General features: G+C 37.5%; 12 protein-coding genes and 1 pseudogene. 9 read left to right on the top strand and 4 right to left on the bottom strand.

Features of this window, described 5'->3' with window-relative positions:
- Positions 1 to 11: 11 nt before the first annotated feature.
- Entirely contained in the window at positions 12 to 1052 is a 1041-nt protein-coding gene (locus KS419_RS23680; protein ID WP_217069566.1) for a permease, read from the bottom strand.
- 173 nt (positions 1053 to 1225) lie between these two features.
- Positions 1226 to 2056: an undecaprenyl-diphosphatase UppP gene (gene uppP, locus KS419_RS23685; RefSeq protein WP_217069568.1), complete on the bottom strand. Its 831-nt coding sequence runs from the start codon at positions 2054 to 2056 to the stop codon at positions 1226 to 1228.
- 274 nt (positions 2057 to 2330) lie between these two features.
- Between uppP and KS419_RS23690 the strand changes: the two genes are divergently transcribed.
- On the top strand, positions 2331 to 2951 hold the full coding sequence (locus tag KS419_RS23690; protein ID WP_217069570.1) for a TlpA disulfide reductase family protein: 621 nt from the start codon (positions 2331 to 2333) through the stop codon (positions 2949 to 2951).
- A gap of 701 nt (positions 2952 to 3652) precedes the next feature.
- On the opposite strand, the gene KS419_RS23695 is transcribed toward KS419_RS23690, so the two are convergent.
- Positions 3653 to 4564, bottom strand: a complete 912-nt coding sequence (locus KS419_RS23695) for an aldo/keto reductase (RefSeq protein ID WP_217069571.1) — start codon at positions 4562 to 4564, stop codon at positions 3653 to 3655.
- 113 nt (positions 4565 to 4677) lie between these two features.
- On the opposite strand from KS419_RS23695, the gene KS419_RS25090 reads away from it, so the two are divergent.
- Complete coding sequence (locus KS419_RS25090) at positions 4678 to 5793, top strand: DUF3866 family protein (RefSeq protein ID WP_246594745.1); 1116 nt, start codon at positions 4678 to 4680, stop codon at positions 5791 to 5793.
- Positions 5794 to 5822: 29 nt separating this feature from the next.
- Here KS419_RS25090 and mciZ read toward each other — a convergent pair.
- Positions 5823 to 5969, bottom strand: a pseudogene (gene mciZ, locus KS419_RS25580) (Z-ring formation inhibitor MciZ); the annotation flags it as partial.
- Between mciZ and KS419_RS23705 the strand changes: the two are divergent.
- The 7 genes from KS419_RS23705 to deoB all read left to right on the top strand — a co-directional run bounded on the left by KS419_RS23705 (position 5960) and on the right by deoB (position 11640).
- The gene (locus KS419_RS23705; protein ID WP_217069572.1) at positions 5960 to 6511 is read left to right on the top strand and encodes an NUDIX domain-containing protein; all 552 of its coding nucleotides are present in this window, start codon (positions 5960 to 5962) and stop codon (positions 6509 to 6511) included. The pseudogene mciZ and the gene KS419_RS23705 overlap by 10 nt on opposite strands.
- Positions 6512 to 6516: 5 nt before the next feature.
- Positions 6517 to 7716 carry an endonuclease Q family protein gene (locus tag KS419_RS23710; protein ID WP_343215116.1) on the top strand — a complete coding sequence of 400 codons (1200 nt, stop codon included), beginning with the start codon at positions 6517 to 6519 and terminating at the stop codon, positions 7714 to 7716.
- 89 nt (positions 7717 to 7805) lie between these two features.
- Complete coding sequence (spoIIM, locus tag KS419_RS23715; RefSeq protein ID WP_217069574.1) at positions 7806 to 8447, top strand: stage II sporulation protein M; 642 nt, start codon at positions 7806 to 7808, stop codon at positions 8445 to 8447.
- Between the two features lie 125 nt (positions 8448 to 8572).
- Positions 8573 to 9031: a ferric iron uptake transcriptional regulator gene (gene fur / locus KS419_RS23720; RefSeq protein ID WP_217069575.1), complete on the top strand. Its 459-nt coding sequence runs from the start codon at positions 8573 to 8575 to the stop codon at positions 9029 to 9031.
- Positions 9032 to 9193: 162 nt separating this feature from the next.
- Complete coding sequence (locus tag KS419_RS23725) at positions 9194 to 9421, top strand: YqzK family protein (protein ID WP_217069576.1); 228 nt, start codon at positions 9194 to 9196, stop codon at positions 9419 to 9421.
- A 27-nt stretch (positions 9422 to 9448) separates the two neighbouring features.
- Positions 9449 to 10342: a site-specific tyrosine recombinase XerD gene (gene xerD / locus KS419_RS23730; protein ID WP_246594747.1), complete on the top strand. Its 894-nt coding sequence runs from the start codon at positions 9449 to 9451 to the stop codon at positions 10340 to 10342.
- Positions 10343 to 10452: 110 nt separating this feature from the next.
- On the top strand, positions 10453 to 11640 hold the full coding sequence (gene deoB, locus KS419_RS23735) for a phosphopentomutase (RefSeq protein WP_217069578.1): 1188 nt from the start codon (positions 10453 to 10455) through the stop codon (positions 11638 to 11640).
- Positions 11641 to 11642: the final 2 nt, after the last annotated feature.

Raw genomic sequence — 11642 nt, forward strand, 5'->3', positions numbered from 1 at the left:
AATTTCCTTTCCTAAAGAATAACTCCGAATAAAACCATAACAGAGGCGAACACAATGATAGTTACCGTAATCATAAATACAATTACAAACCTGGCTTTAAAGAAAGCGAATAACATAAAGGTATTCTTTAAGTCTAACATGGGACCATATACTAAGAAAGCAACTAACGACATATCTGTAAATTGACTACCAAACGACGATGCAACAAAGGCATCGGCCTCTGAACAAAGGGACAGGAGATATGCAAAGATCATCATAACCATCGTGGATGAAAAGTCATTTTGTCCGATGGCTGTAAGTACGGCACGATCAAGGAACGTTTGAAACATAGCTGCAATAAAAGCCCCGATGATTAAATACTTCCCCATCATGAAAAATTCATCAACGGCATGGTACATTGTGTCCTTTATTTTAGAGAAGAAGGTTGAACTTCCGTCACCGGGATGATGGTGATGATGCCCGTGAACATGTAGTGATATATTTTCCCCTCGTAATTGATGGGAATTTTTAAAGATTCCATAAAGAATCGCACCTATGATAATAGATAAAACAAATGCCAGTCCCATTCTGGAATAAAGAATCGTATTTGTTTGCTCACTGCGAAAAGCAAAGTAAGTGGAAGCAAATACAATTGGATTTAAGATTGGTGCTGCAACAAGGAAAACAACCCCGACATGCAGAGGCATCCCCTTTTTGATTAATCGCCTAACAACCGGAACAATGGCACATTCACATAGTGGAAGTATTGCTCCGAGCATCGCTGCCGGTACGAGGGCCATCAAAGCACTTTTCGGCAAAAATCGTTGGATAGTTTCTTCAGAAACATAGATTTGAATTAAAGAGGAGACAAATACTCCTAATAAGATGAATGGTATAGCTTCAATGACAATACTTAAAAAAATCGTATTAACATTCACCCAGGCGTTAGGGAGATTAGAAATCATCTCACTATCATTTAAACGATCACTCATTAGAAAAAGAATCAAAAATATAAATAATAGTACTAAACCAAGAAGGTCTTTACCGAAGGTTTTTCCATTAGATGTATTCATTTTGGTCTCCTACTAGTCTTGACATTAAACTATTAATCTATTCATCACTATCTGAATTACATTATCACATTTTAACAAATAAGCGACCTCGGGTAAATCATTCTATTGGAAATGTTACAGGAATGAAAAAAAAGTCACAAAGGGATTACCTCTTGTGACCAAGTAAGGAAATGTTAAACTTCCATGATCATGGATGCGTCTAGAAATACATAAACGAGAATCGCTACGACAAAGCAATACACTGCGAAATAAATTAATTTGCTTTGTTTCAAAAATGAAATTAACCAAATAATTCCTAATAAGGAGAAAATAAATGTTACGACAAAAGAAACAATTAAGTTTAATGGTCCAATATAAGCTATCATCGATTCAGATAAGTCATCAATTGCAAGAACCGTGGATCCTAGTATTACAGGAATGGCTAATAGGAACGAATACCTTACGGCTGTATCCCGGTTTAGACCGGCAAGAAGGGATACAACGAGAGTTGCTCCGGATCTAGATATCCCAGGAAAAACAGCTAAAGTTTGTCCTAAACCAATCAAAACCGAATCCCAAAATGTCATTGTCTCTTCTGTTTTATTTCCCGTTTTATGGTACCTTTCAATAAAAATAAGGGCAAAACCGGTAAAAAGTAATGCACCAGCAATAAATGGTGGTGTTTTCATAACATCGGCTGTTACATCTGATAGAATTTTCCCGAGAACACCTGTGATGCATGTAGCAACTAAAATATAAACACCAAAGTAAAACTCTGTTTTATCTTCCTTTTGTCTTTTGGTTATAAATCTGAAAAACCCTTGGATAACTCTCCATAGATCCTTCCAGAAATAAATTATTACAGCAAGTACTGAGGCTAAGTGTAGAAAGATTTCAAAGGCAAGCCCAGGGAATGTGTAACCAAATACCATTTGAGTAATTACAATGTGGGCAGTACTGGATATGGGCAAAAATTCAGTAATCCCTTGAACAATTCCAAAAACTATTGCTTCAAATAATGTCACATGTATCTTCCTTTCTGTTTCTGTGGCAAATGAATGGCCAACAGTTTTCAACTTAAGGATAATTCATTTCGCTTCATTCTAACAAAAATATATGAACTATAACATATATTTTTGATGGAAAAGTTAGAAACAATTCTATGATTGTATAATTGTATGATAGGACTAAGTCTTTATGAAGATAAGGTGATGAGAAAATGGTGACATTAAACGAAAAACTTTTATTTATGAGTAAGTAACCATTATACTATAAGTGTATGAATGGGGGATTGAACTAATGAAAGGAAAGCAATTAACTACTATTATCATTTTCCTAGCAGCCATTGCCATTGGTATTTATGTTATTTATGATGACCATGTAGCACAAAGGGGAAATGATTCACAACTGGAGCAGTATCTTGAGAACGAAGGAATAGAAACATTGCCTTCGTCAGAACAATCCATTGAAGTTGGAGTAAAAGCAATTGATTTTACACTACCACTATATTCCGAAGAAGGCCAGATGGGGTTATCTCAGTTTGAGGGGGAATTTCTTATGGTAAATATGTGGGCATCCTGGTGTCCCCCATGCCGAGACGAGATGCCACATTTCCTGAAATTTCATGAGGAATTCGAAGAAGAGAACGTTCAGTTGCTTGGAATAAATATGACTACAGTGGATACAAATGAAACGGCAATTTCACGATTCATTGAAGATTTTAATATTCCATATCCAGTTTTAATGGATGTAAATGGTGATGTATATAATAATTATCAAGTAATGTACATTCCGATAACTTATATTATTGATCCAGATGGAAATGTGGCCAATATTATACGAGGATATGTAAATTATGAAATATTAGTGGATCATTATGAAACAGCAGTGGAAAGGTATAAAACTAGTTATCAGCAATAAAATAAAAGTCCCTATTATGGGAAGGGATTCATTATGAAAACATAATGAATCCCTTTTTTTAAAAGCTCACAGGAAGTGGCGTTTTGTCCGATCGACGGATAAACAACAGAGTGACGCTTGTAGAGGAAGAGGCACTGCCCTACGCTCGTGACCATAGGCACTTGCGCTTTTCTTGAAAGGTAAGAGTTTATTATTTTTGCACCTTCGGGCAAGTTGTCTAGCTCCAGCGCCTACTCGCATGGGAACTGCAAAAGTGGTGCTTTTCCACTTTTACAGTCCCACTAAGCAATGAGCGTAGCCGTCGCAATCTTTAAAAAGCTTGATAGGAGTGGTTTTCTCCTATCAGGCGAGCGATGAGCGCAGCCATTGCCATACAAATAAAAGGAACTGAAAAAGTGGTTTTAAACTTTTTCAGTTGCTTCTTAATTACTGCGGGGCACTTCGGAAGTGACAACCGAAGTCAAAGAGCGGACTTCTAGTTGTCATTCCTCCACTGCCCTACGCTCGTGACCATAGGCGCTTGCGCTTTTCTTGAAAGGTAAGAGTTTATTATTTTTGCACCTTCGGGCAAGTTGTCTAGCTCCAGCGCCTACTCGCTGCGGGGCACTTCGGAAGTGACAACCGAAGTCAAAGGGCGGACTTCTGTTGTCATTCTTGCACTGCCCTACGCTCGTGTTCTTAGGCGCTTGCGCTTTTCTATTTTAACGATGTTGTTCGTAGTATGTGGTCTTTGTATCAGTTCTCAGTTTTTCAGTTATTTCACTTTTCAGAGGTGGAAGAGATGCAGCAGTCAGGTTATCCATGAGTTGGTCCATAGTACTCGCACCTGGAATAGCGGTTGCTACAGTAGGATGGTCAATTACATACCGTAAAGCCAGTTGTTGTAATGATAGGTTTTCCCGTTTGGCAAGGAGGTTCAGTTTCCCAATAGTATCCTCTAATTCTTGCTTGGAGTAAGTAAGGTACCCATCAGGAGATAATTTTCTCTCAAACCCATCTGTTAGTAGTCCTTTTGCAACAGGTCCCCTCGCAATTACAGAAACATTATGTTCTTTTATAAGTGAAAGCCATTCCTCCGGACGGCGGTCAAAGAGACTATACTGCATCATGATACTGACGATACTTGATTTTTCTAAAAACGTTTTTATTACATTTGGACGGATGGATGAAATACCATAATATCGGACAGTCCCCTCCTGTACCAGTTCTTCAAACGCTTCAATAGTTTCCTCGATGGGATCTTCCATTGTTCCACCGTGAAGCTGATAAAGATCAAGATAGTCTGTATTCAGCCGTTTTAGGGAAGCCTTTAGAGCTCTTTTTATATATTTTTTTGATGGATTCCAACGCCAACCGTCTATTCCTTCCCCCCATTCATTTCCCCCTTTTGAAGCTAAGATTATGGAATTCCGGTGCTTATGTAATGCTTTACCAATAGCCTCTTCATTCATCCCTTGCTGATATAAGTCTGCCGTATCAAAGAAATTGATTCCCCCGTCGATTGCCTGATGAAGTATTTTTTCAGTTTCTGATGGGTCTTTGGTTAAGGACATACACCCAAAACCTATTTCCGACACAAAAAGATCTGAGTTTCCTAATTGGTTTTTCTTCATTTAACCACCTCGTTTTCGTGTGTAGTTTGATAGTAACAAGCTTTTAACATAAGAACAAGAATGTTATTAAATTTAAAACCTCAGAATACATTGGAAAGATGGGAGGGGTTTGGATGATCACCGAGGAGAGAGTGGAAGTAATGGAAATTATCGATAAAACGGAAGAAGTCATTCGAATAAAAACTAAAGGTGGCCATGGAAGGGCAATTTTGTACAGAAGACTTTCTCCTGACACGGAAGTGGGAGATACAGTTATTGTAAATACTACAGCGGGAAGGCTAAACCTTGGAACAGGTGGATGGGATATTGTAAGAACGGTTATAAATAAACAGTCAAGAAATCAGACACAAGTTAAGGTGAATGATGGACATATTATGAAAGCTAGGTATTTAAGTGAACAACACAGTGTTTTGGCAGTGGAAGCTCCAGAAAGTAAGCACCATGAATCCTTTCAGAAAAAACTGAAATTAAACAATAGATTAATTTTTTTAGGGGAATTACACAGCATGTTACCTGTCGTGTGGTTTTTGTTTCAACGATTGAGTGGAGATACTCCTCAGCCTCTAGCAGTAGTGGTAAGTGATGAAGCATCGTTGCCATTGATGATGAGCAGACACATGGAATATCTCCATCAACAGCCAGATTTTCACTCTATTACAGCAGGCCAGGCATTTGGAGGTAAAGGAGAATCAATCAATGTGGTAACAGGTTTACAACATTTCGTTAATCAATGTCATCCTGATACACCGATTCTAATAACATTAGGTCCAGGTGTAGTCGGTTCCAATACACAATATGGGTTCAGTGGCTTGTCTCAGGCTAGTTGGGCAAATTATATTGGAGCACTTGGGGGTATTCCCATTTGGATTCCCAGGCTGTCATCGTTTGAAAGCAGGACACGGCATCAAGGAATAAGTCACCATACATTAACACCATTAAAGGAGTTTACCTTCGTCCCTAGTATATTACCTTTACCTGAAGGTGAATATAGTAATCGGTGGATTACTCCTCAAATAGATACTTTAAAAGGGTATTCTCATATTTCCGTAAAGAGATTGGATGAGTCCGTCCTCCTTCCACTGATGGAAGATGTTCAATCCTTATCCCCATTTCCATTGAAAACAATGGGAAGGACAATAGATAAAGATCCTTTGTACTTTTTAGGTATTGCCGCTGCAGTATGTTGTTTTTTAAAAACGGTATCTGACCATTCTTCTACAGTGTCATAATTCTTTCTTTGTTGTTTAAGGTATTCCCTAATTTCCCATGCTTTTCCAGCTAGTATGATTCCCTTTTTTCGGTGATAGATGAGCATATTTATTTTCCCCTTTTTCTTTGATATGCTAAAGGATATGTAAAAGATATAAAGGACAGAACAGAATAGGATGATGATAAATGGATTCATTTACAGAAAAAACAATAAAAAAAGAAATTATATTTGAAGGGAAAATTATTGACTTAGCGGTACATGATGTAAAATTACCTAATGGAAAAGAAAGTAAGCGGGAAATTGTTACCCACCCTGGAGCAGTGGCAATCATTGCAATGGATGAAGAAGAAAACATAGTTCTGGTTGATCAATATCGTAAACCCCTTGAAAAGACGATTGCAGAAATACCAGCAGGTAAGTTGGAACAGGGAGAAGACCCATTAGAGTGTGCAAAAAGAGAATTAGAAGAAGAAACAGGTTTAGTAGCAGCGACTTGGACCGCTCTAGGTTCCTTTTACACTAGTCCCGGATTTGCTGATGAACTGATTTACCTTTTTCTTGCAGAAGACTTATCTGGAGGCAATGTGAATTTAGATGAAGATGAATTTGTGGAAAGTTATAAGGTCACTGTGGAAGACGCAGTGAAATTGATTGAATCACAAAAAATTCATGATGCAAAAACGGTATATGCAATACAATATCTTCAGTTACGTAAATTACAGAAAAAGTTAGGATGAAACACGTGTCATCAGCTTTATTAAAGCCATATTACATGGATTTACATATTCATATTGGGCGAACTAAGACAGGACGTCCAGTAAAAATAACAGCATCGAATCAGTTAACGTTAACAAGTATTCTAGAAGAATCCCTATTTCGAAAAGGCTTGGATGTTATTGGAGTAATTGATGCCCAATCTCCAGAAGTTTTAGGGGAAGTGATCGAATTAATAGACACTGGCTATGCATCGGAGATTCCCGAAGGTGGAGTTAGATATAGAGAAAAAATAACGTTACTCCTAGGGAGTGAACTAGAGATTTACGATGAAAATTCTTACGGACCTGTCCATGTCCTTTGTTTCCTGCCAACTATAGAGCAAATGAAAGTATTTTCTGATTGGTGTAAGGAACGCATGAAGAATATTCATCTCAGTTCCCAACGAATCTATGTTAATGGAAAGGAACTTCAGAAAAAAATACGTTCCTTAGACGGTTTGTTTATCCCTGCCCATATTTTTACCCCGTTTAAAAGTTTATATGGAAAAGGTGTAAAGGTTTCATTAGAGGAGATATTAGATCCACAATTAATTGACGGGGTAGAATTGGGATTAAGTTCTGATACTTTAATGGCTAAGGAATTAATGGAATTAAACCAATTCACATTCCTCACAAATTCTGATGCCCATTCCACAGGTAAAATTGCAAGGGAACATCAAATAGTACATATGGAAGTCCCAACCTTTCGAGAAATTGCTAAAGCCCTTAAAGCAAAGGGTGGACGGAGTATCAGTAAAAACATTGGATTAGATCCCCGGTTAGGAAAATACTATCTTTCCATCTGTAAAGTATGCGGGATTCCGTGCGAAAATGGAAAGTGCCCAATAGGGCATAAAGGGATTATTCGGGGAGTGTCAGAAAGGATTGTGGAATTGGTTAGACTTCAAAAGGAAGAATGGATGAAAAAGGGACTGGAAATAGTAGAACGGGACAGACCTGCCTACATCCATCAAGTTCCCCTCGAGTTTATTCCTGGTTGTGGTCCGAAAACACGCCAAAAATTATTGGATAATTTTCAAACAGAGATGAAAGTCATTCATGAAATACCGTTTAATACTTTAAAACAAGTGATACCAGAGAAAATTGCAGAGTATATTATCAGAGGAAGAAACGGAAGACTAACTATTCACGAAGGTGGAGCAGGTCATTACGGAAAAATAAAATAAGGAAATCTATGAACTCTGTCATAGTTTTCCTCATAGTTTCATAGGCTTTGATAGAAGGAGAATCATTTATGAAATGAGGCGAATTATCAATGAAGCGTATGGGCTATGTAAAAAGGTCAATTATCGATCATTTGGACGAGCATCTTCCAATCTATATATTTTCGATTGTTCTCTTATCTATGGGAGTTATATTTGGAGCTATAATTGTAAATAGTTTGAGCTTTTCTCAGAAAAATGATCTATACGCCTATCTATCTCTCTTTTTTGGACAAGTGGAAGATGGAGAGTTTGCTTCTTCGTCCGCTATGTTTACCCAAAGTTTTGCCCATTACAGTAAATTAATTGGACTAATGTGGTTTTTAGGTTTGTCTGTAATCGGCTTACCAATCATCTTTGTCCTTCTTTTTATAAAAGGACTCGTTATTGGTTTTACTGTGGGCTTTTTAGTTAGTCAAATGGGGATGGATGGATTTGTTCTATCCTTTGCGTCAATTTTTCCGCAAAATGTATTACTTATTCCGATTTTTATTATTGTTACTACTGTAGCCACATCTTTTTCGATGAAAATATGGAGGCAGGTAACAAGACGGGGGCATGAACCAATTTTTCAATATTTCTTGTCCTATTCCCTTTTTCTCTTATTTATTGGGGCATTTATTGCTGTTGTAGCGGCTTACGAGGCTTATGTATCCCCAACAATTATGAAAACAGTACTTCAATTAATTAGCTAAGTAATTCTTATTATAATAATTATTATTTAACAATTAATATAATCTTTAGTTTGTAACGATTCTTGTTTGACACGTAATTTTCTCAAAGAGTATAATGTCAGTAGATGGCTTTTTGGGGGGATATCATGGAACAGAGAATCGAGAGAATAAAGAAACAATTACATTCTCAAAGTTATAAACTGACGCCACAAAGGGAAGCAACAGTTCGTGTCCTATTAGAAAATGAAGAAGATCATTTAAGTGCTGAAGATGTATATATGCTTGTGAAAGAAAAGTCTCCTGAGATTGGTTTAGCCACTGTCTATCGAACATTAGAATTGTTAACAGAATTAAAAGTGGTTGATAAAATTAATTTTGGTGATGGAGTGTCCCGATATGACCTTCGGAAAGAGGGAGCAGCACATTTCCATCATCATCTAGTATGTATTGAATGTGGTTCAGTTGATGAAATTCAAGAGGATTTATTGGAAGATGTGGAAAAAGTGGTGGAAAGGGACTGGAACTTTCTTATCAAGGACCACAGATTAACGTTTCATGGAATTTGTCATCGGTGCCACGATCAAGTTTCCGATTCCACAAATTAAATTTAATATACAACACTCAAGAAAGTAGCAGAGGTGCTGCTTTTTTCTTTGCCTGAAATATATCTCTAAACTTTTCTTTTATTTTTCTTAGTTATGGGTATAGAACTTGTCCTGTCCGTCATATAACGTACTATAACCAGGATAGATGAAAGGAAGTTTGTGATGAATGGTATAAAGACCTTCTTTGAAGCGTTATGGGTATTTTTATTATTCATGGGGTGCACTCTCATTTTTTATTGTGGTATTCTATGGGTAAGTGAGGAGTATAACCAGTATCATCGCTATGATGAACCGAAGGGCAGATCAGTCAAAGTATTTCAACTGAATGATGCGGAATTTGCTAATCTACCAGTTTGGCGTTTACATTTGTTTTTAAATCATGGAGAATAAGCCTCATAAGTAAAGGTGGGGATGAGATTGGATCTGAAAATAAAACCTTTTATTCATTATTTGATGGAAGAAAAGAGAGTATCTCAAAATACGGTAGAAGCATATAAACGTGATTTAACAAAGTATCTTTTCTATATGAAAGAAGTGGAAGGAATTAATAATATTAAGGAAATTACCCGATTAAAAGTTTTACACTACTTTCATTACCTAAAAAAAGAAGGGAAAGCAGGTTCCACATTGGCAAGGAATTATTCGGCCCTAAAATCCTACCATCAATTTTTATTGAGGGAATCCTACCATCATGAAGATCCTACTGTACATATGGAAAGGCCAAAAGACGAGCGAAGGTTGCCAAGTATCCTGACACTTAGTGAAGTGGAGGCTCTTCTGGAGGCTACAGTAAAAAAACCTCATCTGGATAGCAGGAATAAAGCGATGCTTGAATTATTATACGCCACAGGTATTCGAGTGAGTGAACTATGTAACTTAAATATAGATGACCTCCATCTCCATATGGGATACATTCGCTGCCTTGGAAATGGAAAAAGAGAGCGGAATATTCCAGTTGGTGAAATCGCTTCAAATGCACTTCGAAAATACCTCCGGGAAGGTAGACCTGTATTGATGAAAAAGGGAAAACAGCACCAAATCCTATTTGTTAATCATCATGGAAATCAAATGTCCAGACAGGGCTTTTGGAAAGTCATCAAACAATTAGCAAAGGAAGCGGATATTAAAACAGAGCTTACACCTCATACATTAAGACATTCATTCGCCAGTCACTTACTGGAAAATGGGGCAGATATAAGAGCGGTTCAGGAAATGCTTGGACATGCAGATATCTCGACCACACAAATATATACACATGTTACTAAAACACGAATGAAGGATGAGTATTCCAAGTATCACCCACGTGCATAATGTAACATGTGTGTTTTTTTGGTAAGATAAGATGACTAAACATTTTACTTGCGTTTTTATAATACATAGGTAACTTTGGATTTAAATAACAGGCAGGAGGTAAATGGAAAATGGATAAGTATTCCTTTAATCGAGTTTTCTTAGTTGTAATGGATTCTGTTGGGATTGGGGAAGCCCCAGATGCGAAAGCGTTTGATGATGAAGGAGCGGATACATTAGGGCATATTGGGGAGGAGATGAATGGATTAAAACTACCTAATTTGGATTTGTTAGGATTATCACATATAAAAGAGTATAGAGGTGGTTCCAAACCGGAAAAAGCGTTAGGTTTTTATGGGAAAATGGCTGAAGCGTCTGTAGGGAAAGATACAATGACAGGTCATTGGGAAATAATGGGGCTGCATATTGATCAGCCTTTTCGAACGTTTCCAAACGGATTTCCTGTAGAACTTCTTCGTGAATTGGAAACAAGGACAGGCCGCAAGATTATTGGCAATAAACCCGCTTCTGGAACAGAAATTTTAGATGAACTTGGTGAGGAACATGTGAATTCCGGGGCTATTATAGTTTATACTTCAGCCGATTCTGTATTACAAATTGCCGCTCACGAAGAGGTGGTACCAATTGAAGAACTTTACGATATTTGTAAAGTGGCTAGGGAATTAACATTGGATGAAAAGTATATGGTTGGCCGTGTCATTGCTAGACCTTTTCTTGGGAGTTCAGGGGCATGGAAGCGGACGACAAATCGTCATGATTATGCCTTAAAACCATTCAGCAGGACGGTAATGAATGAACTAAAAGACTCTGGTTTCGATTCCATCGCAATTGGTAAGATATCGGATATTTATGATGGGGAAGGAATCACTAAGTCATTACGTACAACTTCCAATATGGATGGCATGGATAAGTTAAATGAATCATTAGAGATGGACTTTACCGGTCTTAGTTTTTTAAATCTAGTTGATTTCGATGCTGTCTTTGGGCACCGGAGAGATCCTTTAGGATATGGGAAAGCATTGGAAGAATTTGATGTGCGACTAGAGGAAGTGTTTGAAAGGTTACAGGAGAATGACTTACTAATTATCACTGCCGATCATGGAAATGATCCTACATTTAAAGGTACTGATCACACAAGGGAGTATGTTCCCCTTCTTGTTTACTCAAAAAAAATGGTTGGTGGGAAATCCATCGGAATAAGGAAAACTTTTGCCGATGTTGGGGCTACCATCGCTGAGAATTTTGGTGTGACTTTACCTAAACATGGTACGAGTTTCTTAGCGGAATTGAATAAATAGGA

Source organism: Evansella tamaricis (assembly GCF_019042215.1).
Classification (GTDB): domain Bacteria; phylum Bacillota; class Bacilli; order Bacillales; family Salisediminibacteriaceae; genus Evansella; species Evansella tamaricis.

Coding starts and splice junctions, on each gene's coding strand:
- spoIIM (WP_217069574.1), top strand. CDS start 7,806: ATGAAGCGTATGGGCTATGTAAAAAGGTCAATTATCGATCATTTGGAC.
- KS419_RS23725 (WP_217069576.1), top strand. CDS start 9,194: ATGAATGGTATAAAGACCTTCTTTGAAGCGTTATGGGTATTTTTATTA.
- fur (WP_217069575.1), top strand. CDS start 8,573: ATGGAACAGAGAATCGAGAGAATAAAGAAACAATTACATTCTCAAAGT.
- deoB (WP_217069578.1), top strand. CDS start 10,453: ATGGATAAGTATTCCTTTAATCGAGTTTTCTTAGTTGTAATGGATTCT.
- KS419_RS23705 (WP_217069572.1), top strand. CDS start 5,960: ATGGATTCATTTACAGAAAAAACAATAAAAAAAGAAATTATATTTGAA.
- KS419_RS23695 (WP_217069571.1), bottom strand. CDS start 4,564: ATGAAGAAAAACCAATTAGGAAACTCAGATCTTTTTGTGTCGGAAATA.
- KS419_RS25090 (WP_246594745.1), top strand. CDS start 4,678: ATGATCACCGAGGAGAGAGTGGAAGTAATGGAAATTATCGATAAAACG.
- KS419_RS23690 (WP_217069570.1), top strand. CDS start 2,331: ATGAAAGGAAAGCAATTAACTACTATTATCATTTTCCTAGCAGCCATT.
- KS419_RS23680 (WP_217069566.1), bottom strand. CDS start 1,052: ATGAATACATCTAATGGAAAAACCTTCGGTAAAGACCTTCTTGGTTTA.